Origin of the sequence: Paenibacillus sp. FSL L8-0470, assembly GCF_038008625.1 — a bacterium.
Classification (GTDB): domain Bacteria; phylum Bacillota; class Bacilli; order Paenibacillales; family Paenibacillaceae; genus Paenibacillus_AQ.
This window is the reverse complement of sequence record NZ_JBBOZM010000001.1, coordinates 5,367,605-5,392,011: the sequence shown is the minus strand read 5'-3', so window position 1 is coordinate 5,392,011 and position 24,407 is coordinate 5,367,605. Positions and strand designations below refer to the sequence as shown.

General features: G+C 50.7%; 17 protein-coding genes. All 17 read left to right on the top strand.

The genetic code is table 11. From position 1 onward, the window contains the following. Positions 1–109: 109 nt before the first annotated feature. The 17 genes from NST99_RS24695 (at position 110) to NST99_RS24615 (ending at position 24,309) form a co-directional block, all read left to right on the top strand. Positions 110–1,789: a sensor histidine kinase gene (locus tag NST99_RS24695; protein WP_341095126.1), complete on the top strand. Its 1,680-nt coding sequence runs from the start codon at positions 110–112 to the stop codon at positions 1,787–1,789. Continuing rightward, positions 1,782–3,299: a response regulator transcription factor gene (locus NST99_RS24690; protein ID WP_341095124.1), complete on the top strand. Its 1,518-nt coding sequence runs from the start codon at positions 1,782–1,784 to the stop codon at positions 3,297–3,299. Before NST99_RS24695 ends, NST99_RS24690 begins: the two co-directional genes overlap by 8 nt. A gap of 165 nt (positions 3,300–3,464) precedes the next feature. Beyond that, complete coding sequence (locus NST99_RS24685) at positions 3,465–4,985, top strand: ABC transporter substrate-binding protein (RefSeq protein WP_341095122.1); 1,521 nt, start codon at positions 3,465–3,467, stop codon at positions 4,983–4,985. Positions 4,986–5,077: 92 nt separating this feature from the next. Continuing rightward, on the top strand, positions 5,078–6,004 hold the full coding sequence (locus NST99_RS24680; protein WP_341095121.1) for an ABC transporter permease: 927 nt from the start codon (positions 5,078–5,080) through the stop codon (positions 6,002–6,004). A 38-nt stretch (positions 6,005–6,042) separates the two neighbouring features. Then, positions 6,043–6,960 (top strand): carbohydrate ABC transporter permease, encoded by a 918-nt coding sequence (locus NST99_RS24675; protein WP_341095118.1) that lies wholly within the window; start codon positions 6,043–6,045, stop codon positions 6,958–6,960. Positions 6,961–6,991: 31 nt separating this feature from the next. Next, positions 6,992–9,286: a glycoside hydrolase family 3 N-terminal domain-containing protein gene (locus NST99_RS24670; RefSeq protein WP_341095117.1), complete on the top strand. Its 2,295-nt coding sequence runs from the start codon at positions 6,992–6,994 to the stop codon at positions 9,284–9,286. A 2-nt stretch (positions 9,287–9,288) separates the two neighbouring features. Then, positions 9,289–12,399: an alpha-mannosidase gene (locus NST99_RS24665; protein WP_341095115.1), complete on the top strand. Its 3,111-nt coding sequence runs from the start codon at positions 9,289–9,291 to the stop codon at positions 12,397–12,399. 24 nt (positions 12,400–12,423) lie between these two features. Further along, positions 12,424–13,743 (top strand): glycoside hydrolase family 125 protein, encoded by a 1,320-nt coding sequence (locus tag NST99_RS24660; protein WP_341095113.1) that lies wholly within the window; start codon positions 12,424–12,426, stop codon positions 13,741–13,743. Between the two features lie 19 nt (positions 13,744–13,762). Then, entirely contained in the window at positions 13,763–14,761 is a 999-nt protein-coding gene (locus NST99_RS24655; protein ID WP_341095111.1) for a glycoside hydrolase family 130 protein, read from the top strand. A 5-nt stretch (positions 14,762–14,766) separates the two neighbouring features. Beyond that, a complete protein-coding gene (locus NST99_RS24650; protein WP_341095108.1) occupies positions 14,767–17,511 on the top strand; it encodes an alpha-mannosidase in 2,745 nt (914 codons plus the stop codon). Positions 17,512–18,045: 534 nt separating this feature from the next. Beyond that, positions 18,046–18,726, top strand: coding sequence for a response regulator transcription factor (locus NST99_RS24645; RefSeq protein ID WP_076114419.1), 681 nt, complete (start codon positions 18,046–18,048; stop codon positions 18,724–18,726). Continuing rightward, positions 18,723–20,480 (top strand): sensor histidine kinase, encoded by a 1,758-nt coding sequence (locus tag NST99_RS24640; RefSeq protein ID WP_341095106.1) that lies wholly within the window; start codon positions 18,723–18,725, stop codon positions 20,478–20,480. The genes NST99_RS24645 and NST99_RS24640 overlap by 4 nt, the downstream gene beginning before the upstream one ends. Positions 20,481–20,521: 41 nt before the next feature. After that, complete coding sequence (gene pssA / locus NST99_RS24635; RefSeq protein ID WP_341095104.1) at positions 20,522–21,046, top strand: CDP-diacylglycerol--serine O-phosphatidyltransferase; 525 nt, start codon at positions 20,522–20,524, stop codon at positions 21,044–21,046. A gap of 7 nt (positions 21,047–21,053) precedes the next feature. After that, entirely contained in the window at positions 21,054–21,548 is a 495-nt protein-coding gene (locus NST99_RS24630; protein ID WP_341095103.1) for a DedA family protein, read from the top strand. Between the two features lie 158 nt (positions 21,549–21,706). Next, on the top strand, positions 21,707–22,675 hold the full coding sequence (locus NST99_RS24625; protein ID WP_341095101.1) for an SIS domain-containing protein: 969 nt from the start codon (positions 21,707–21,709) through the stop codon (positions 22,673–22,675). A gap of 15 nt (positions 22,676–22,690) precedes the next feature. After that, positions 22,691–23,503: a fructoselysine 6-kinase gene (locus tag NST99_RS24620; protein ID WP_341095099.1), complete on the top strand. Its 813-nt coding sequence runs from the start codon at positions 22,691–22,693 to the stop codon at positions 23,501–23,503. A gap of 92 nt (positions 23,504–23,595) precedes the next feature. Next, positions 23,596–24,309, top strand: coding sequence for a GntR family transcriptional regulator (locus NST99_RS24615; RefSeq protein ID WP_341095098.1), 714 nt, complete (start codon positions 23,596–23,598; stop codon positions 24,307–24,309). Positions 24,310–24,407: the final 98 nt, after the last annotated feature.

The following is a 24,407-nucleotide window of genomic DNA, read 5'->3' as shown; positions in this document are numbered from 1 at the left end:
TTTGTTTTTGCGTTTTACTCTGATTGTGTCCTGCATATTCGTTGCCAGCATTATAGTTTTTTCCTATCTCATGTTGATGCTGATATCACAATCTGCGGTGCAGAGGCAGATGGATATTCAACGAAAGACGATGGAGAGCGTCAGCAACTATGTGGAGCACAAGTACCAATCCGTCCAGGACATCATACGGGATGTATACCGGGATGGGGATCTGGCCAGCAACACCACCTTTCTGCTGGAAAATCCTTTCGGCGAATATGTCGAGCACCGCCTGGACCGTTTTTTTATCTCGAACCAGTCGAATTCCGACGTTGTGCAATATTTTCAGAATAAAATCGACGATGACCCGGATATCAGAAGCTTGATGCTGTATAGCGCCAACCAGCAGGTAATGTATTTTTACAGCAACCGCAGGCAGTTTGATATGGTGTCAACCAATGCCGCCCATTCGTTTATCCCGGATACGATGTATCTGGATGAGGCCAGCAATGTTTCCATTCCGAATATTTGGGTGCTTAAGAGCCTCGGTATGCAGCGGTCGCCGATGTTCTCGGTGCGCATTCCCATCAGCAATAAGGCATCGCTGCGTAATATTGGCCAGATGCTCGTATATTTTGATTCCGCTTCCATTTGGCAGAGCATGAAGAATTATCAGCAGGATTTCAAGGGCACCATTCTTGTGCTTTCCGCTCAGAACGATGTGCTATTTGATACCTCCGGCAAAAAATACGGTAAAAAATATCTGGAACTGCAAGAAATGACATCCGATGAGGATATTTCCCTTGACGGTATGGTGGCTACCCGCCTGACCCAGAGCCAAGCCGGTTATTCGGTAGTCAGCCTTATCTCCAAGCAAGAGCTAGAGGAAACGTACAGCAGTGCCCGCAATACGATCATTACCATAGCTGCCGTATGCATTTTGTTCGCGGTATTATTGCCGGCTATGTTCATTTCCAGTTTCGCCAAAAGGACACATCGCATTATCCGCTTTACCCGCAAGGTGAAGAACGGGGATCTCAATGCGCGAATCTCGGATAGCCGGGAAGATGAACTGGGGCAGATCGCCAAAAGCTTTAACGACATGCTGGACGAATTGAACCAGTATATTGATAAGGTGTTTAAAGCTGAAATCAAACAAAAGCGTACCGAAATCGCTACGCTTGAAGCGCGGGTGAATCCGCATTTTCTCTATAACACCTTGGAAGTCATCCGCATGCGTGCCGTTTCCAGCGGCGCCAAAGACGTGGGCGATATGATCTACAGCCTGTCCGTATTGTTCAAATCCTATGTCCGGCCCAAAGCCAGGTATACGTTCAAGGATGAACTGGAGGCATGCAAGATGTACCTGGAGTTGTTCCGGATCCGCTACACAGACCGCTTCGCGTATACCATCGAATGCGAGAAGGAGCTGGAGAATTTGCCGGTGCTGAAGATGACGCTTCAGCCGGTCATCGAAAATTATATTTTGCACGGAATGCGGACCGGGCAGAAGGATAACTGGATTAACATCAGCGTCTATCCACAGGAAGGAGTAATCCGTGCCGTCGTTAGTGACAATGGCCGGGGCATCGCGGAGGAGAAGCTGAGCCGGCTTCGGCTGGATCTGGAGCAAGACGACGGGCTATCCGAATCGGAGTCGTTTGGTCTGCGGAGCATTCATGACCGCCTCAAGCTAATGTACGGAAAGCCTTATGGCATTGAGCTTATGAGTGAAGAAGGAGCGGGAGCGGGTACCACAGTCATCATTACTTATCCCTATCCCGGCGAGGAGGAAATGAACCATGTATAAGGTGTTTATTGTGGATGACGAGCCGTTCATACTTACAGGCTTGCGCGACATATTGGATTGGGAGCTGCTCGGGCTGGAGATTGTCGGCCAAGCTGAGAACGGGCAGGAAGCGTTGGATATGCTTAGGGAAGTGCCTGCTGATATTCTGATTACCGATATCTCCATGCCTGTCATGTCAGGACTGGAGTGTATTCGTGCCGTAACGAAGTTCCGCCCGGAAATAAAAGTGATTGTGCTCAGCGGATATGATGAATTCATGTACGTCAAGGAGGGCTTGTCGCTGGGAATTGAGAACTATCTGCTCAAGCCGATCAACCTGGCAGAATTCCAGAGTACCCTGGAAACTGTCGTCGAGAAGCTGAATGTCTCCAGAGTAGATATGGAGTGGTCACAGTATACGGCATCCGTGCTCAAGGACAACATGCTGCTGCGCTGGATGCGGAATCAGATTGACCGGAACGAGCTGTCGGAGCGGCTGCAGCTGCTTGGCTTGCCGATCAATAAGCGGTTTATTCAAGTAGCCTTAATTCAGACAGAGATGGAAACGGAATCATTTCAGGTGAATACCGCTGCGCTGGCTGAGAGCAACCCTTGGTTCTTCACCTTCTGGGACGCCGATAATGATTTTGTGCTGGTACATAATTTTGAGGATAAAGACACCGGGCCTGCGGAAATGGATGCCCTTCTAAAGAGAATGATCGGCACCTGTCCTTCTGATCTGCGGATACGCGCTGCTGTTGGAGCGATAGAGGAAACGGAGACTGCTGCCCACCTAAGCTATGAATCAGCAAAACAGGCGCTGGAATTTTTGACCATCCATCCGGAGCGCAAGCTGATCTATTATGAACAATTGAAGGAGCGCAAGAAAGATTTAAAAGACAGCCTGCCGGAGGACTGGAACGAATATACGAAGTTAATCATCTCCAAGGATATGCCAGCGTTAATGGAGAGGATCGACTCGTATTTGTCAGAGGAGCGGATGGAAGGGATCACGCCTGACCTGCTTCAGGAGATCGCACTGGACTGGATTCTGTATTTCCGCATGCTGATCAAGGATATCCGAAGCGAGATGGAGCGGGAACTTATTGCGGATGTATTGACCTCCATCAGAACGGCGAATTCCCTTCCGGCGCTGTCTGTGGCTTTGAAGAATACAGCCAAAAAAGTCATTGAGCTGCTGGAGCGCGAGGTGAAAAGCCCGGTGGTCAATCAGGTGCTGAACTACATCGAGAAATCCTATGGCGAGGATCTGTCCCTGAAAAAGCTGGGTTATACATTCAATATTCATCCGGTGTATTTAGGGCAGCTATTTAATAAAGCGGTCGGTGAATCTTTTGCGGAATATCTGAATCGTTACCGGATTGAGAAAGCCAAGGAACAGCTGCGCTCGACGAACTGCAAGGTTCATGAAATCGCGAAAAATGTAGGTTATTGGGAGATGGGCTATTTTTACAAGCAATTTAAAAAGTATGTAGGCATTTCTCCGACTGAATTCAAAGGGCTGCTCTAACAGTTGCCCTTTATTTTCTTTATTTTATACATCAGTTTATATAGTTTATCTTCTATTTGAAAATGCTTTCATTCAATAAAATGAAGACAGAGCTTAAGGAAACAGGTTGCCGCTGATAACAGGCAAGACTGGATTCCCAAGCTAATAAAAAGGGAGGTACAGCAGATGAGCAAGAAAAAGAAAAGCTTCTCCTTATTGCTGACATCGTTGTTAGCGCTTTCTCTAACGTTAAGCGCATGCGGAGGCAATAACAACAACAAAACAACTGACACCAATGGGGAGAGCAAGGCGGGCAACAACACCGCGGCAGAAACGGGAAGTTCTGAGAAACCCGTAGAGTTGACCTGGTATACCATTGGAGCACCGCAGAAGGATTTGGACAAAGTGCTTGAGGAAGTTAACAAATACACGCTCGAAAAAATCAATGCAACCATTGATATGAAAATGATTGATTTCGGGGACTACACGCAAAAAATGCAAGTCATGGTCGCATCAGGCGAGCCTATGGATATTCTGTTTACTTGTTCCTGGGCTTTTGATTACGTGCAGAATGCACGTAAAGGTGCGTTTATGCAGCTGGATGAGCTGCTGGATAAACAAGGAAAGGGCATTAAAGATACGATTGATCCCGCCTTCCTTGAGGGCTCCAAAGTCGACGGCCATAATTATGCTGTTCCCGCGAATAAAGAGCTTCCCGCACAGGAAGTATACCGCTTCAATAAAGAATTGCTGGACAAATACAAACTGGATATCACAAACGTGAAATCGATGGAAGATCTGGAACCGCTGCTGAAAACGATCAAAGAAAATGAACCGGAAGTGACTCCATACGCAATGGTCAAGGACTTTATGCCGGTCATGCCTTTCGATTACATTATTGAGAAAATGCCTATGGCTGTATATATGGACACTAAGGACTACAAGGTTGTAAATATCCTGGAATCTCCTGAGATTAAAGAAGCCCTTAAAACGGTTCGCAAATTCTATAAGGCTGGTTATATCTCTCCAGAAGTAGCAACCACCTCATCGGTTGATGACTTGTACAAATCAGGCAAATGGTTCACGGACCGGGCGGCTACCCAGCCGTTGGCCGACAATCTGTGGTCCGCAAGCTACGGTTATCCGGTGGTCTCCACTCCAGCCGGTCAGCCTTACATCTATAACTGGTCCGTCATGGGCTCGATGCAGGCCATCTCCGCCAACTCCGAGCATCCTGAGAAAGCGATGGAATTCCTTAATCTGTTGAACACAGACCCTGTACTGCGCAATATGATTGATTCCGGTATTGAAGGCGTGCATTACGAGAAGGTCGGCGACAACATGGTCAAGAATCTGCCGGATGCGAAGAACTACGATATGCCTACTTTTTCACTCGGCAACATCATGATCAACTATTTGAATGAAGGCGACCCTGAGAATAAATGGGAAGAGTTCAAGAAATTTAATGATGCCGGCATTAATGCGCCGCTGCTCGGGTTCAACTTCGATACGTCGAAAATAACCAATGAAATCGCGGCGGTACAAAATGTTAAAGAGGAATTCTGGGCCCCGCTTATGACGGGAGCGGTAGATCCGGAAGAATATCTGGCCAAAGCCAATGAAAAGTTCAAGGCTGCCGGACTGGATAAAATTATCACTGAAGCTCAATCACAGCTCGATGCCTGGAAAGTAGCGAACAATAAGTAGAAACTTATTCAAGATCGGGCGGGTGATTAGACTTAGCCCGGTCTTTTGATTATGAAGACATTGATCTTTGCGGGATAGGAGGAATTAGTAATATGGGTAAAATTCGAAATACAACCCGAGATGTTGTGAGAAATAAAGTACTGCTGTTCATGGTTCTTCCGGGCACGTTATGGTTTTTATTTTTCTCCTATCTGCCAATGATCGGGACGGTCATTGCCTTTAAAGAATACCGGTTCAGCAAGGACGGGTTTTTGGCCAGCATCGTAAACAGCAAGTGGGTTGGCTGGGATAATTTCAAGTTCTTATTCACCACGAACGATGCGTATCTGATTACACGCAATACACTGTTGTATAACATGGCTTTTATCGTGGTGGGACTGATCTTATCGGTGCTGCTGGCGGTAGTGCTGTCTGAGATTGCCAATAAAAAGCTGGCCAAGCTGTATCAGACGGGAATGTTCCTGCCGTATTTTCTGTCCTGGGTGGTCGTGGGCTATTTTGCTTTCAGCTTCCTCAGCTCGGAGCGGGGATTGCTGAACGAAATATTCGGAAGCCACATTTCATGGTATTCAGAATCGAAATACTGGCCTTTCATTCTTATCTTCGTGTACTTGTGGAAGGCAGTAGGATATAACAGCGTAGTCTATCTGGCTGCGATCATGGGCATTGACAAGTCGCTGTACGAAGCGGCGATGATCGACGGAGCAAGCAAATTCCAGCAGATCCGCAACATTACGCTCCCCTTGCTCAGCCCGATTATCACCATTATGACCTTGCTTGCGATCGGGAAGATTTTTTATGCGGATTTCGGACTGTTCTATCAAGTGCCAAGAGATTCGGGGACGCTCTATAGCGTGACCAATGTTATCGATACGTATGTGTACCGCGGACTCAAGACGACCGGTGAGATCGGCATGAGCACAGCTGCGGGCTTGTATCAATCAGTGGTTGGTTTTGTTCTGGTCATTACCTCCAATTACATCGTGCGGAGATTCGATAAGGACAGTGCCTTATTCTAGGTCAATGAAAGGTCAATGAAGGAAAGTGAGGGAATCCTATGTCTGCAAATCCTGCTAAAGCGCGCAACTTCCATCAGCTGTCTAAAGGATGGAACATCATTTTTAATTGTATTGCCGGCGCTTTTGCTTTTCTTTGTATTTTTCCGTTTCTGTTTGTGGTGATCATCTCGTTCACCGATGAAGGAGCGCTCGCCCGGGAGGGCTACAAGCTAATCCCCTCTAAATGGAGCGTTGGGGCCTATCAATATATCTTTGATTCAGGTGACACTTTACTCCGCTCATACGGGGTGACTATCTTTGTAACGGTGATCGGCACCATTGTCAGCCTGCTGTTTATTGCGCTGTACGCCTATGCCATATCACGTAAAAGCTTTAAATACCGCAATTTCTTCGCCTTCTTCGCCTTCTTCACAATGCTGTTTAACGGGGGGCTGGTGCCGACCTATATTGTCGTGACCCAGTTTCTTGGATTGAAGGACAGCATTTGGGCTTTGATTCTGCCGTTGGCTGTCAATGCCTTTTATATTATGATTCTGCGTACCTTCTACAGCACCAGCGTGCCGGATGCCATTATTGAGTCTGGGAAAATCGACGGGGCCGGCGAATTCCGGGTGTTTCTTACCCTTGTTCTGCCGCTGTCTCTGCCCGGCCTGGCTACGATTGCACTGTTCAGCACGCTCGGGTACTGGAACGACTGGTTCAACGCCTTGCTTTATATTGATAATCCCGATCTGGTGCCGCTGCAGTCGATGCTGATGCGGATTGAGACCAGCATGCAATTTATCCTGCAAAACTCGCAAAACAGTTCGCTTAGTCTGGAGGCGCTGCGGTCGATGCCTCAGGATACATCGCGTATGGCCATGGTGGTGCTTGCCACAGGTCCGATCATTTTTGCATATCCATTCTTCCAGCGTTATTTCATCCAAGGACTTACCGTAGGTGCAGTTAAAGAATAAGACAGAACAGGAGAGCGGGTGTGGGGACAAAATGATTTACAAAGACCGTACGAAGCCGGTTAAGGAGCGGACAGCGCACCTGCTGGGGCTGATGACGCTGGAGGAGAAGGTGGGCCAGCTGATTCAGCTTTTCGGCTGGCAAACCTATGAATATACAGAAGGCAGAGTGGAGCTGGACGAAAGCTTTAAACGTCAAGTCCGGGAAGGCGGCATTGGCTCCCTGTACGGAACCCTGCGGGCCGACCCCTGGACCGGCGTTACGCTGGAGACAGGACTGAGCCCGCGTGCCGGGGCCGAGGCGGTTAATGCCATTCAGAGCTATGTGCTGGAGCATTCCCGGCTCGGAATTCCCATGCTGATCGGGGAAGAGTGTTCCCATGGACACATGGCCATAGGCGCAACCGTCTTTCCCGTTCCGCTGCTTCTCGGCAGCACTTGGAATGTGGATATTTACAGGGAGATGTGCCGGGCAACCGCGCTGGAGACCCGTGCCCAAGGCGGAACGATTACGTATTCGCCGGTGCTGGATGTGGTGCGTGATCCCCGCTGGGGCCGTACCGAGGAATGTTTTGGAGAGGACCCTTATCTTATCGGCGAGTTCGCCGCCGCTTCCGTTGAAGGGCTGCAGGGCGATGCACTGGATAGCGAATCCAGTGTTGGCGCTACGCTGAAGCATTTTGTTGCCTATGGCAGCTCGGAGGGCGGCAGGAATGCAGGTCCCGTGCATATGGGGAAGAGAGAGCTTCTGGAAGTGGATATGTATCCCTTCCGCAAGGCAGTCGCAGCCGGTGCCGTGTCAATCATGCCTGCCTACAACGAAATTGATGGAGTGCCTTGCACCAGCAATACTGAGCTGCTGCGGGACGTGCTGCGTGGAGAATGGGAATTCGACGGCATGATCATCACCGATTGCGGTGCCATTGACATGCTGGCTTCCGGCCATGATACGGCAGCGGACGGTGAAGAGGCTGCTGTTCAGGCCATTCGGGCCGGTATTGATATGGAGATGTCTGGCGAGATGTTTGGCCGTCATCTGCTGCAGGCCGTCACTTCCGGCCGTCTGGAAGAGTCGCTGCTGGATGAAGCCGCAGCCCGTGTGCTGGACCTGAAATTCCGGCTGGGCCTGTTTGAACAGCCGTTCGCCGATCCTGATCGGGCGGAGCGGGTCATTGGCAGTCCAGAGAATGCCGGTCTGGCGCGTACAATCGCTGCAGAAGGTATTGTACTGCTGAAAAATAACGGTGTCCTTCCGCTGTCCAAACGTGGAGGCACGGTCGCTGTCATCGGGCCCAACGCCGATGCCGGCTATAATCAGCTCGGCGATTACACCTCGCCGCAGCCTCCATCCAAAGTGGCAACCGTTCTGGATGGCATCCGGCATAAGCTCTCCGCAGAGCCGGAGCGGGTAAGATACGCGCCGGGCTGCCGCATCAAGGACCCTTCCCCCGAAGGCTTTGACTTTGCAGTGGAGGCGGCGGCCGGGGCAGATACGATCATCCTCGCACTGGGCGGGTCCAGCGCACGGGACTTTGGCGAAGGAAGTATTGATTTAAGAACCGGAGCCTCTAAGGTTACGCAGAATGTTCTCAGCGACATGGACTGCGGGGAAGGCATTGACCGGATGTCGCTTCAACTGTCCGGTGTTCAACGGGAACTTGTGAAGCGGCTGAAATCTCTCGGCAAACCTATAGTGGTCGTCTATATCAATGGCCGGCCCATCGCCGAGCCGTGGATAGATGAGCAGGCGGATGCGATTCTTGAAGCCTGGTATCCGGGACAGGAAGGCGGCCATGCCATCGCGGATATTCTATTCGGCGATGTGAACCCTTCGGGGCGGCTGACTGTATCCGTCCCCAAGGATGCAGGGCAGCTTCCCGTTCACTATCTGGGCAAACGGTCCCGCGGCAAACGTTATCTGGAGACAGATTCGCAGCCGCAATATCCCTTCGGCTTCGGGCTAAGCTACACCGAATTCAGTTATACGAATTTGCGGGCAGAGCCCGCTGTTATTCATGCGGACGGGACTGCCGAAGTGACGGTGGAAGTGGAAAATACCGGCCGGTGCAGCGGAGCGGAAGTGGTTCAGCTGTATATTTCCGATCTTGTCAGCAAGGTAACCCGGCCGGCCAAGCAATTGAAAGGCTTCCGCAAAATCCGGCTGGAGCCGGGTGAAAAGCAAGTGGTTGCTTTTACGGTCAACGCCGAGCACTTGAGCTATATCGGACCGGAGTACACACCAGTGGTTGAATCGGGAATATTCAGAATTGGAGTTGGCAGAAATGTCAACGATACGCTCAATATTGAACTTGCGGTGGTGGAGGAATAGACATGGAACGAATCAATCGGTTTATCCGCGAATTGGCCGAGCGGCAATGGCTTGAATACAAGGCTATTGAGGATTGGCAGGTGTATTCCACGGAATATCGGCAGCCGGGAGATTATGACACGCTGCAGGTGTTCCCGGGGAGTGAATCCTTTGGATTGTTTCCCAGTGTGCAGGGGACGACTTATATTCTCCGCACCACCTTGGAAATTCCCGCGGAATGGCCCGGGATGGGCATCGGACTCATCTTCAAATCCGGTGGAGAAGGCCTGCTGCGCCTTAACGGAAGGTCCTGGCAGGGACTGGACCGCAACCATACCTTCGCAACATTGAACCCGGAGGTGGCTGGAAGAAGTCCAAAGCTGGAGATCGAATTGTATGATCCCATTCCGGAGCCGGACGATCCGCTGAACAAGCAGGCGGTGATTCAGCCGCCGATCCGTTCCCTCACCACCGCGCTAGTGAGGATTAACCGGCCTGTGCAGTCCTTAATGTATACTGCGACCGTAATCCGTGATTCGGCGCTGCTGCTGCCGGAGCAGGATTTCCGGCGTGCCCGCTTAATGGAGGCGCTGAACCGGGCCATGGATTCATTTGTCCTGTTGCACCTTGAAGAGGTAAAGGACGGCAGCCTGATCTGCGGCATCGAACAAGCGCTGATCGAAAGTGTCCGGAAAGTCGGCGGCAACAGTGAAGGCTTGATTCATATGGTAGGGCAGTCGCACATTGATATCGCCTGGCTGTGGCCAAAGCGGGAAACCGTCCGCAAGGCCAGCCGGACCTTCTCGACCGTACATTCGCTGATGGAGGAATATCCGCATTACCGCTATGCCCAGAGCCAGCCCCAGCTTTTTGCTTATCTGAAAGAGAATGATCCTGAACTGTACAGCAAAGTGAAGGAGCGGATTCGGGAAGGACGCTGGGAACTGGTAGGGGGCATGTGGGTGGAGCCGGATTTGAACATTCCCAGCGGCGAATCCCTGATGCGTCAAATGCTCTACGGCCAGAGTTTCTATCAGGAGGAGTTCGGACAACACTCCGAGATTGAATGGCTGCCGGACACCTTCGGTTATTGCGCTTCGCTGCCGCAAATATTGAAACACGGCAGAGTGCGTTATTTCATGACGACCAAGCTCGGCTGGAATGATACGAACCTGTTCCCTTACGATTTGTTCCATTGGGTCGGTATTGACGGCACCTCAATGCTCTCTTATATGAACCATGGTGTGAATGAGAATACCCTGCCTAAGGATATCCATGACCACTGGCAGTCTTACCGTGAAAAGTCAGCCCACAGCGAGCAAATGCTGCTGTACGGGCATGGCGACGGAGGCGGCGGGGTTACTAGAGAGATGCTGGAATATATTGACCGTTCTGAGCTGATGGTAGGTCAGCCAGCTTCAGCTTACAGCACCGCAGCCGGATTCTTCGCGGGAATTGAGCAAGCCCGGCGGGAGCTGCCGTCTTGGCAGGGAGACCTGTATCTGGAGCTGCACCGTGGAACGTACACGACACACTCCCGGAATAAGCGCAATAACCGCAAAGCTGAAATTCTGTACCGGGAAGCGGAATTATGGCAGACCCTTGCAGGCAGCCTCCTTGAGCCGGACCGGTCCGGAGAAGTGGGACGTGCGCTGCATAAGGGCTGGAAGCTGATATTGCTGAACCAGTTTCACGATATTATCCCGGGCTCATCCATTCCAGAGGTCTATCAGACCTCGGTGAAGGAGTACCGCAGTATTTTCAGCCTAGGCGAAGGCAGCCTGGAGTTGGCTATGGAAGCGGTGATTGGCGGAATCGATACACGCGGGGAGGGCGCCCCGTATGTGGTGCTGAACAGTCTGGGCTGGCAGCGGGACATGATTGTTGACATACAGACTGGGATCAAGGAAGACAGCTTCCTGTCGGCCTATCAGGAGGATGGAACCAGGCTGGAATCGGAGACCCTTGTCATTGATGCTAAAAACATCCTTCGCATCCGTGTGCCTGAAGTTCCCCCGTTTGGGTACAAGACAGTCTGGTTGAGAGAAGTAGAACAGTCAGCGGAAATCGACCGGAACTGTGCGGCTTCCTTTGAAGATAGCTGGGAAACCGCATTTTACCGCCTGAAGTTCAATGAACGGGGGGAGATCGCCAGTCTATACGATAAACAAGGCGGGCGTGAGATTGTCAAACCGGGAGAGCAGGCCAACCGCTTTCACTTCTTCCATGACCGTCCTATTCTATGGGACGCCTGGGACATTGACAGCCGCTACGAACAGCAGCCGGCCGGAGAGGCCGTTCTGCTGGAGAAGAAGCTGATCTCCTCAGGGGAGATCTGTGATGTGCTGGGCTTCCGCTGGAGTATCGGCCAATCCGAAATCGAGCAGGAACTGGTTCTCTACCATCAAGACCCGCGGATTGATTTCAAGACCAAAGTGGTCTGGAACGAAGCCCATAAGTTGCTGAAGGTAGGTTTCCCGATAGATGTAATGGCCACCAAGGCGACCTATGAAATCCCATTCGGTGCGCTGGAACGGGTAACACACCGAAATACAAGCTGGGAACAGGCACAATATGAGGTGTGCGGGCATCGTTTTGTGGATGTGGCGGAGCATGGCTACGGCGTCAGTCTGCTGAACGACTGCAAATACGGGTATGACGTACAGGGCAGCACGATTCGGCTGTCGCTGCTGCGCGCGCCGAAATGGCCGGACAACACGGCGGATCTCGGCACCCACGAGTTCACCTATTCACTCTATCCGCATGCGGGAGATTGGCGTGAAGCCCATACCCTGCGCAAGGCTGCCGAGCTGAATCTTCCGGCACATGCGGCTGCATGTGCACCAGAAGAAGGCAAGCTGCCGGCTTTGGGCTCTTTGATCGGCTATAGCGGGAATCATGTAGTGCTGGACACGGTCAAATTGTCGGAAGACGGGAGCGGCAGCATTCTGCGGCTGTATGAATCAGCGGGTGGCCGTGAAACGGTTGAGATCAGCTGGCCGCTGCCGCATGCGAAGGTATGCCTGTCCAATGCACTGGAGGAAGAAACAGAGGTACTTCATGAACAAGCAGGGGGTCTCCAACTGGAATTTGCTCCTTTCGAAATCAAGACGATTAAAATCATTCATTCCTAGACTAGGCAGAAGGAGAGATTCATATTGGAACAATTCAGACTTCCTCATATTTTGATGCCGGAGCTGCCGCTGCCTCCGTCGATTGCGGCGGTACTGGCGGAAGCCGATCAGAAGCTGGCACACCGGCCGAAGCTGCGGCAGCTGTTCCGCAACTGTTTTCCTAACACTCTGGAAACGACAACCAAGCTGCTGGAGGACGGGACCACCTTCGTCATTACGGGTGATATTCCGGCAAGCTGGCTGCGTGACTCGGTCGAGCAGGTCATTCATTATGTGCCATTTGCGGGCAATGATCCCGAGCTCCAGCGTATCATCGGCGGGCTGATCAAGCGCCATATTCAATACGTTCTGATCGACCCTTACGCCAATGCGTTTAATGAAACGGCGAATGACTGGCATTGGAATGCCGGAGATGTGACGGAGATGTCGCCATGGGTCTGGGAGCGCAAATTCGAAATCGACTCGCTGTGCTTCGTGATCCGGCTGGCCCATGCGTATTGGGAAGAGACGAAACAGACCGGCTTCTTCACGGCGGATTTCAAAAAAGCGCTGCGGGTCATTACCGATCTGTTCAAGCGGGAACAGCATCACTTCGAGCAATCCCCGTACCGCTTCACCCGCAATAACGGGATTCCCGAGGATTCGATCCGCAACGGCGGACTGGGCATGCCGGTCAATTATACCGGGATGATCTGGTCCGGCTTCCGCTCCAGCGACGATGCCTGTGATTTCCATTACAACATTCCGGGCAATATGTTCGCGGTTGTGGCCTTGCGGCAGATGCAGGATTTCGCCGAATGGGTCTTCCGCGATCTGGATTTCCTGGCGGAGCTTAAGGCGCTGGAGCAGGAGGTCGACCATGGTATTAAGCTGTACGGCATCTACCGCCATCCGGAATTTGGACCGATTTATGCATACGAAACAGACGGATACGGCAACTACAGCCTGATGGACGATGCCGGAACGCCGGGCCTGATCTCCATTCCTTACCTTGGCTACGTGAAGAACGACGACCCGGTATACCAGAATACGAGACGTTTTGCGCTCAGCAAGGAGAACCCTTTCTATTTCGAAGGCAAGGTTGCCAAAGGCATCGGCAGTCCGCATACACCGCCGGGCTATATCTGGCACATGGCGCTGTCGATGCAGGGATTAACGGCAGACAACAAGGAAGAGAAGCTGGCGATGATCGAGATGCTGGAAGCAACCGACGCCGATACCGGATACATGCATGAAGGATTCCTGGCAGATGACCCGCATATCTTTACCCGCAAGTGGTTCGCCTGGTCAAACAGCCTGTTCTCGCAGCTGGTCTGGCAGGCGTTAAGAGAAGAAATCTTGTAACTGAAAAGGAGACATGATCATGACTACAATTATTGGAGACAAATTGTCAAATATCCCTTGGCAGGATAAGCCGGACGGCATAAATGCACCCGTATGGCGGTATAACGCCAATCCGATCATTGAGCGCAATGCCATACCGAGTTCCAACAGTGTATTTAATTCGGCCGTCATTCCCTTTAAGGACGGGTTTGCCGGCGTATTCCGCTGCGATTCCAAATCCGTCAGCATGGATATTTTCGCCGGCTTCAGCGAAGATGGCGTGAACTGGAAGATCAATCATGAACCCATCGTGTTCCAAGGAGACCCCGAAATAATTACGCGGGAGTACCGTTACGATCCCCGGGTTTGCAAGATTGATGACCGTTATTACATCTCCTGGTGCAACGGCTATCACGGGCCAACCATCGGGCTTGCCTATACCTTTGATTTTCAAACCTTTCACCAGCTGGAAAATGCCTTCTTGCCCTATAACCGCAATGGTGTATTGTTTCCGCGAAAGATCGGCAGCCATTATGCCATGCTCAGCCGTCCGAGCGATACGGGGCACACGCCTTTCGGAGATATTTTCTACAGTGAAAGCCCTGATCTTACCTTCTGGGGCAAGCACCGCTATGTAATGGGCACTGTTAATGGGGATGCATCCGCCTGGCAGTCCAAAAAAATCGGCCCGGGCCCCATTCCGATTGAGACCGACAAGGGCTGGCTGCTGATCTACCACGGCGTAATCAATACCTGCAACGGGTTTGTCTACCGAATGGGCTGCGCGCTTCTCGATCTGGACGAACCTTGGAAGGTAAAGGCACGTTCGCGCAACTATATTCTCGGCCCGGAAACCTTGTATGAATGTGTGGGCGATGTGCCGAATGTAACCTTTCCATGCGCGGCGTTGACGGATTCGGCCACGGGCCGGATCGCCATCTATTACGGCTGCGCCGACACCGTGACCGGACTCGCCTTTACCACCGTGGATGAGCTGCTTGAGTATATGGAGGAATTCCCATTGAAGGCTGAGGTGTAGCACACTTGAACAAACAACAAACGGCGCATATCATTTCACATACCCACTGGGACCGGGAATGGTATTTGCCCTATGAGCGGCATCATATCCGTCTCGTCCAGCTTGTGGACAGCCTGCTGGACAAACTGGAGCAGGACCCGGACTTCAAAAGTTTTTTCTTTGACGGTCAGACGATCATTATCGAGGATTATCTTCAGGTCCGCCCGGGCAACCGGGAGCGGCTGGAACGGCATATCCGCGAGGGGAGAATCTTTATCGGGCCCTGGTATATTCTCCAGGATGCCTTTCTGACCAGCCCGGAAGCCAATGTGCGCAATCTGCAGATCGGCCATAAGGACGCCCGCGTGTATGGGGAGGTTTCGCGGATTGGTTATTTTCCCGACACCTTTGGCCTGACGGGACAAATTCCCCAGCTCATGGCGCAGGCCGGAATTACTAACGCATTCTTCGGGCGCGGGGTCAAGCCGACGGGATTCAATAACACCGTTTCCGACGACGGTTATGAATCCTCCTTCTCCGAGTTGCTCTGGGAAGGTCCGGACGGCTCGAAGGTGCTGGGAATCCTGTTCGCCAACTGGTATTCGAACGGGAATGAGATTCCGGTCGATCCGGCGGAGGCGAAGGTATTCTGGGACCGGAAGCTGTCCGACGCCGAACGATTCGCGGCTACGGATCAGCTGCTGTTCATGAACGGCTGCGATCATCAGCCGCTGCAAACCGATTTGCCGGAGGCAATCCGTACAGCGCAGAGGCTGTATCCGCAGACGGCTTTTGTCCATTCCAACTTTGCGGACTATGTAGGAGCTGTGGCAGCCGCTGCCCTGGACCGCGGCCTCTCCACGGTCAAGGGCGAGCTGCGGAGCCAGCGCACCGATGGCTGGGGGACGCTGGTCAATACCGCTTCGGCCCGGGTGTACCTGAAGCAGATGAACCAGCGCGGCCAGGCGCTGCTTGAGAAGGTGGCGGAGCCGCTAGCTTCCATCGCCAGGCTGCACGGCGGGGAGTATCCGCATCATCTGTTTACTTACGCCTGGAAGACACTGCTGCAGAACCATCCGCATGATTCGATCTGCGGCTGCAGCGTGGATGAAGTGCACCGCGAGATGGTGACCCGCTTTGATAAAAGCCGCCACATCGCCGAAGGCATTGTGGAAGGCAGCATGCAAACCATCACCCAAGCGGTTGATACTTCCCTGTTCTCCGGATTTGGCGAAGACGCCCTGCCGCTTGTAGCGGTCAATACAAGCGGCTGGAGCCGCACGGGCACGGTGAGCGTGGAGCTGGACGTAACCCGCCTGTATTTGCGCGAAGGTCTGCCGCTGGAAGTAACGGCCAGCCGGATGAAAGCGGTAGACCTGGACGGCCGGGTGCTGATCAACGAACGGGGGACAGAAGTTCCCTGCACCGTCGAGGATCTGGGCCTGTCGTTTGGCTACGATCTGCCGGACGACAGGTTCCGGCAGCCGTATATGTGCCGCAAGGTAAAGCTGACCTTTGAGGCTGCGGACGTTCCGGCGCTGGGTTGGCGCAGCTACGCATGGGTACGTCTTCAAGAGGGCAAAGGTTCCCCGCTTACCGGAAAGGTCTCCCTGCTCCAAGGAGAGCAGGTGCTGGAAAACGCAAACCTGCGTGTAGAAATCATGGCGGACGGTTCCTTTGCGCTGACGCATAAGCCGAGCGGCAAGGTGTACCGTGATCTTGGCATTTATGAGAATACCGGCGATATCGGCAACGAATATATGTTCAGACAGCCGGCAGGTGAAACGCCGCTCACTACCCAGGGCTTAGCGGCCGGCATCCGCGTGATTGAAGACACGCCGTACCGGGCTTCCGTAGAAATTACCCATGAGTGGGCAATTCCGGCTGCAGCCGACTCCCTTCTGGAAGACGAACAGCGTTCGCTGGTCTACTATCCCGAGCGGCAGGCGCAGCGCTCCACGGCAACCGTGCTGCTTAAGCTGCACACGGTGCTGAGGCTGGAGCAGGGCGGCAAAGGTCTGAAGATCGAAAGCTTTATCAGCAATACGGCGAAGGACCATCGGTTGCGGATGCTGTTCCCGACCGATCTGGCCGCGTCCACCCACCGTGCCGATTCCATGTTCGAGCTGGCCGAACGCCCGAACGAGCCGGCGCCAGAGTGGCTGAATCCCAGCAATACACAACATCAGCAGTCTTTCGTGGATGTGGCGGAAGCAGGCGCAGGACTTGCGGTAGCCAATCTTGGGCTGAATGAATATGAAATTCTGCGCGACGGCCGTAATACGATAGCCGTAACCCTGCTCCGCTGTGTCGGTGAGATGGGAGACTGGGGCTGGTTTCCTACGCCGGAAGCCCAGTGCCAGGGCGAACAGACAGCGGAAATGCTGCTCATTCCGCATGACGGAGACGTTGTGTCCTCCGGTGCTGCCGCCGGGGCTTATCAGTTCCAGATTCCTTGGATCACCGCCCAGGCGGAGCTGCAGCCGGGAACCCTTTCTGCCGTTTATTCACCACTTCGCTGGAGCGGCAAGACTGCTGCCTTGTCCTCGCTTAAAGTGAATGAGGACAGCGGGGACTTGCTGATCCGCTGGTTCAATATGGAGGGCAAGCCGTGTGAATTGCACTTGGAGACGGATATACCGAATACGGGATTTTACAAATCCAATATTTTAGAGGACAAATCGGCACTCCTGGACTGCGGCAGCTCTGTTGCACTGGAGCTGCCGGTTGGCGGACATGAAATTGTGACCGTGGGAATCGGCCTCGGCTGAATCCAATGATCCTTCTCACTATAGAAACCCAAAAAAGTTAAAAAAGCAGCGATCCTCTTGTTACTGGAGGATCGCTGCTTTTGTTTTGTCATTGGCCGCTCCGCATGAAGGTTGCGTCCGGGTCTTACTTGCCCTGGCTCTGAGCACGAACGGACCGAGTTGCACTTATTTGGGGCTTTTAGCCTGTTACAGGAGGACAACGGACTCCAGCGCAGTTATTTCTCCCTGCTGGCCGTTTTTAGAGAGAATGCAGAGCAGATAAGGTCGCCTGGGTCCGCAAAAGAGAATAAACAGGGATTTTACTCTCCATAGCGCCCCCTGGGTCCGGTACGAGTAAACGAACCCGCTGCGGGCTTTTAGGGCCTACTTTCAATCCACCTTTCCCGGTTTCACCAGCGTCCACAATCAACACTTTTATATCTGGACTTGTATCTGTAGAATCAAGTGGGGGGTTGTTCTGTCTAAGGACACATGAAGGACATATCACTCGATTAAGCTGAAAAATATAAAAATGGTTTGAGGGCGGGGACTATATTGAAAAAGAAAGTTCTTCTCGTTGAGGATGAAAGCCGCATTCGTGAGCTTGTTTCCGATTATTTCATAAAGAACGACTGGGAAGTACAAGAGGCGGATAATGGAAAAGATGCATTGAGCTGGTTTGATTCGCTGCAACCGGATCTGCTGATTCTGGATATTATGATCCCCAAGATGGACGGCTTTGAAGTGTGCCGGGAAATCCGCAAAAAGGCAGCGATACCCATCATATTGTTGACGGCCAAATCCGGAGATGAAGATAAAATTCACGGTTTTGAACTGGGTGCGGATGATTATGTGACGAAGCCGTTTAGCCCAAAAGTACTGATAGCCCGGGCGAATGCGCTAATGAAACGGGTCGAAGGAGGCCATTTGCCGGAATCCAGCATCGTAAAGTTTGGTTCCGCAATGTTTAATACGCTGGCTCATCGGCTTGAGGTTGCTGGTGCAGAAATAGAGCTTACCCCTAAGGAATATGATTTGTTATGGCTGTTGATCCGAAATAAGGGCATTGTAATCTCAAGGGACACGATCCTTACCCGGATATGGGGGATTGAATTCGAAGGCGATTCCCGTGTAGTGGACAGCCACATCAAAAAACTGCGAAGTAAGCTGGGGTATGAGTCACGCTATATTCGCACGGTGATTGGCACCGGGTACATATTTGAGGACGAGGCATGAAAAGATGGGGAATTACCTTTAAGCTGTTCGTAATGACAGTAGTGTTTTTTGTCTGCTTTTACGGGATGGTGATTTTGAGCCAGCTGTTTTTCTTTGACGGCTTCTATCAGCAGCAGAAAGAAAACCGCGTGGAGAAGCATCTCAAGAGCTTTGGTTCAAGCTACACAAGTGAGTCGTGGGATACGAGCAGGACTTCTCAGGAGCTTGCCCGCTTCATGCTGCGCAATAAAACGCAGCTGGTTATTATGAAGCTGGACGGCAAAATGAAATCGGAAGACCCGTTTCATATGAAGGTTATGAATGAAGACGGCCAGATCATAGCTGTTTCTTTATCCCTGTTCATGAATCAGTATGGAGATGAGTTTAGCGCAGCAAATATTAAGCTGGATGATCCGTTGACCATTCAGGGAGACCAGCTGATTGAAGGAGATGTCTACTCACCGGAGCTCATATTCCCCACTAGCATAAAAAAGCAAGGGTCCGCAGCCATTGGGGATGAATCAGAGGGAGGAGACACTCAATTTTCCGGTATTGTCACGGAGATCGTTTTACCGAATCTGAAAATATGGAACCCGCGTCAGGGCATCCTGTTTGAGGCCTTGGACGAGTGGTTTCCGTTGTCTGAGGCCCGGGTGGAACAATTCAAAGGGCTACAAATGCAGAAAGCGGATTGGACAGCTCCTTGGGGTGGGATCCGCAACTCTGTGATGATTCTGCCTGTGCAGCAACGCAACGGAGATATTGATCTGTTATTCACTGTCACCTCCTTACAGGAGGTTAAGGATTCGAATGATGCGCTGCGCTGGTTCTTTTTATATCTCGGAATCGGAGGCTTTGTATTTATTCTAATACTGTCCTACTTCTATTCTAAAATGGTAGCCCGTCCACTGATCAAGCTGAACAAAATTGCCAAACGTATGGTTTCCCTGGACTTTACAGGACATCCCTCCATCCGGCAGAAGGATGAACTGGGGAGCTTGTCCAATAGCATGTTCACCTTATCACAAAGTTTGGATTCTGCCTTGAGTGAGTTGAGGGAGGCCAATCAGCAGCTGGTCGAAGATATGGAGCGCAAACAAAAAATGGAGACCATGCAGCAGGACTTTTTTGCCAATGCCTCTCATGAACTGAAGACGCCTCTAAGCATTATTAAAGGATTTGCCGAAGGATTAGAAGACGGAGTAAGTGCGGCTAAACAGGATTACTACATTAAGGTCATTATTGAGGAATCTGAAAAAATGGGATTTCTTGTGAATGATATGCTAGATTTGTTCAGATTGGAGTCGGGGACAACTAAACTCCGGAAGACCTCCTTCATGCTGACGGAACTGACGGAAAAGGTAGCGGACAGGCTGATTCACTTTCTGCAGGAAAAGCAGCTGCAAGTGATGATAATTCCTGCTAATGAATTGCCGGTATACGCGGATGCGGGCTGGATCGAACAGGTTATTCTTAATTTTCTAACCAATGCAATCAGGCATGCTGAAGATGGAAGTACCATAACCGTGAATGTTCAGAGCGATGAGAAGTCTACTGTATTCTCTATTCATAATAAAGGTGAGTCGATACCCGAAGATCAGCTGGGGCAAATCTGGGAGCGGTTCTACAGGGTTGAGCCTTCCCGGAGCCGACTGACAGGTGGAACGGGACTGGGGCTTTCCATTGCAAAGCGGATACTGGATATGCATGGCTGTAGTTATGCAGTGGAAAATATCGAGGAAGGCGTCAAATCTATGATTAGATTTGAAGGCTAATCCCACCAATACATGTACTGTAGCGAAAGGAGTAAGACAGCATGAAATGGAATTGGCTGCCTTCAATGTTTACTTTGGCAAATTTGGGAATTGGAGCATTCTCTTTGCTCTTCACAATTCAAGAACGATATAGTTTGGCATTAACCATGATATTGTTAGCGGCTTTGTGTGATGTAATGGATGGTTTGCTGGCCCGGTGGCTGCATTGTACCAGCGATTTCGGCAAGCAATTGGACTCACTGGCAGATATCATATCCTTTGGATTGGCTCCTGCGTTTCTGATTTTGTTGTACAAGCTGGAAAATGTTCAGTGGCTGGGGACCCTGGCTGCAGTTGCTTTCCTGATTTGCGGCGCACTGCGGTTGGCCAGATTTAATATATCAGCTTCTTCGAAGGGTTTCGTTGGGATGCCGATTACTGCTGCAGGGGTGATCCTTTCGATGATCTCTTTGCTGGATGGACGGATGAAACCGGAATACATAGTCGTATTAATGTTGATGCTGTCTATAATGATGATCAGCCGGCTTCCCTTCCCTTCTTTCAAAAAAAACTTCAACAGGAAGTGAAATATTGATGCCTTGGATGATGGAGTTAATTTCACATTACGGTTATTTAGCAATTTTTGCTCTTTTGGCGCTTGGAATTCTTGGACTTCCCGTACCTGACGAAGTGTTGATGTTGTTTGTAGGGTATTTGTCGTCCATTATGGTTCTGAATTTCACACTTTCGGTACTGATCGGCTGCATAGGGTCCATAACAGGAATGATGATCAGCTACACCATTGGTCTGCGGCTGGGACAACCGGTTGTGAATAAATACGGCAAGTGGATTGGGCTTACCCCGAAGCGGTTTATCAGAGTCAAGGGATGGTATATACGCTTTGGAATTTGGACGGTTGCTTTTGCCTATTTTATTCCGGGGGTCAGGCATGTTGCCAGTTATATTTCCGGCATCAGTGCCATGCCCTTCAAAAAATATGTATGGATATCCGTTGCATGTGCGCTGACCTGGTCACTCCTTTTTGTTTCAATTGGCTACTTTATAGGTGCCAAGGCTTCTTTCTCCTAAACCATAATACTCCTTTTCAGGGCTTGCCTAATCACAAGTTCTGGAGAGGGTTTTTTTTTGGAATTGAGCCCTAGGGGGGCTTGACAGCTGTTTTGAAAGCGGTTATATTTATCTCGTAAACAATACGTTATATAACGTTATACAAAGGAGAGAATCAAATGAATGTACATCAGGTTGTTGAAGCTATTCATGGAAAAGTGAACAAGGGGATTTCAGAGGTTTATTTTGTAGCCTGCGGAGGTTCGCTGGTTGATATGTATCCCTCAAAGTATTTTCTTGAAAGCGAAGCGAAAAAACTGGTAGCGGGTCTATATACGGCTAACGAGTTTGTTCATGCTTTGCCTAAACGTCTGGGCAAACAATCGGTAGTCATTGTTTGTTCTCATGGCGGAAATACGCCGGAATCGGTGGCTGCTGCACAAGCTGCCAAAGAGAAGGGCGCACACACCATTGGCTTAACCCATAATCAGGAGGCCGCGTTGCTTAAATTTTCCGATTATTCTTTCCTGTATGAATGGGGAGATGACAGTGACGTCAAAAATAATCCGATGGCTATCATTCTGGAGCTCGCTGCAGAACTGTTGCATGTGGCTGAAGGTTATGCACATATTGACGCTTTTCAAAAAGGCTTGCAAACCATTAACGGTATTATTAACCAGGGTAAAAAGCAGGTTGCTCCACGAGCCCGTGTATTTGCCGAAAAGTACCGCAACGAGGAGTTATATTATATCCTGACAAGCGGAGCTTCTTATGGTCATGCTTATGGATTTGCGATCTGCTCTCTGATGGAAATGCAGTGGCTTCATGCAGCGGCTATCCACTCCGGCGAATTTTTCCATGGTCCGTTCGAAGTAACCGATAAAGAAACTCCATTCATCTTAATGATTAATGAAGGCCGCACCCGTGAGCTGGATGAACGCGCACGCACCTTCCTGAATCAATATGCTGAAAAAGTCGAAGTGATTGATGCTAAGGAGCTTGGCTTAGGTGTTACTGCCGACGAAGTCGTGGAATTCTTTAATCCGGTATTGTTCTACAGTATTATCTGCGTCTACCGCGAGGCATTGGCCGAAGTAAGAAGTCATCCGCTGGAAACCCGCCGTTATATGGGGAAAGTAGCCTACTGAACGGGAGTGTAAACCATGAGAGTATTAGGGATTGGCGATAATGTGGTCGACAAGTATGTTCATCTGCGTATGATGTACCCCGGTGGCAACGCACTCAATTTCAGTGTTTTCGCCAAAGGAGAGGGTGCGGATGCGGCCTTCCTCGGCGTGTTCGGTGATGATGCTGAGGCAAGGCTGGTAGAGAATACATTGCAACAGCTGGGGATAGATACCTCGCACTGCAGACATCACAGCGGTGAAAATGGATGTGCACGCGTAACGCTGGAGAACGGGGAAAGAGTCTTTCTCGGCAGCAACGAAGGCGGGGTTACCCGACTTCATCCCATAGAACTTAGTGAAGACGATAAGGAATACATCCGCGGATTCGATATTGTCCATACGGGTCTTTACAGCCACACCGGGCACCTGCTTACTGAGCTGAATGATCTGAAGATTCCACTTTCATTTGATTTTTCCGATGACTTTGAGGAAGAGCAAGTAGAACGTTATATAGGAAATGCCGATTTTGCCTTCTTTTCCTGCAGCCATATGACGGATGAAGAGACGCAAAGTTATATTCGTTCCAAACGCAAGAGAGAGGGTCAGGTATTAGTTGCAACACGAGGCGGAGACCGGTCTATCGCCTATGATGGAACAGCCTTTTATTATCAATCGCCGGAGTTCATCCATGCTGTGGATACGATGGGAGCAGGGGATTCCTATATTACAGCCTTTTTACTAAGCATGATTAAGGACGGGGATATTCAAGCCGCAATGAAGGAAGGTTCGAGATTAGCTGCCAAGAGCTGTCTGGTAGAGGGTTCATTTGGATTCGGAGCCCAATATTAATGGGAACACTTATCTTTGCTTGTGAAAAAGAGAATCGTTTGTTACTCTAAAGAAAGAGTAATATAACGTTATATAACAAGTGAGGGTAAACCATGTTAAATGCAGAAAACGCTGAGCCATTATACATTCAATTGAAAAATGCGGTTCAATCCGCAATCGCCAACGGCAGCTTTAATCAAGGGGATAAAATACCTACTGAAATTGAGCTGGCCGAGACCTATAATGTGAGCCGGATTACTGTGCGTAAAGCGATAGAGGAATTAGTGAGAGAAGGATATTTGACGAAGCGGCAGGGCAAGGGCACGTTTGTGAATAGGCCCAAGATCGGCCGGAAGATTGAGCATATCATCAGTTTTACGGCTGCCTGCAAAGCGAATGGAGTTTCATCGCATAGCGTAGTCACGGAAAGAAAAAAGGTGAAGGCCGATTCAGATACCGCAGAGCGGCTGCAAATCCAGCCAGGTGAGTCTGTGCTGTATATTCAGCGCCAGAGATATGCCGGCGAACAACCGCTGATGCTGGAAAATAACTATTACCCGTTTGACCGTTTCGCTTTCTTAATGGAGGCCAATCTTGAAGGCTCGATATATGAGCTGCTGCGCAGCGAATACAATATTGATCCGAACCAGCCGGGAGAGACGATATTACAAATTGTCTTGGCTGACGAACCTCAGTCGAAATTACTTGAAGTTCCGATCGGCCAGCCTTTGTTTTACATGAACACCATTATTTACGACCAGTATAGTAAGCCGGTTCATGTAGGGAAGCAGTTCATTATTGGTGACCGTTACCAATTTACTTTGTAATTCATTAGAGTCAGCTGGAATTTTAAATACGTAAAAGCTACTGTTTCTTCCGATGATGGAGAAGCAGTAGCTATAGTATAACGTTATAAGTCGTATTA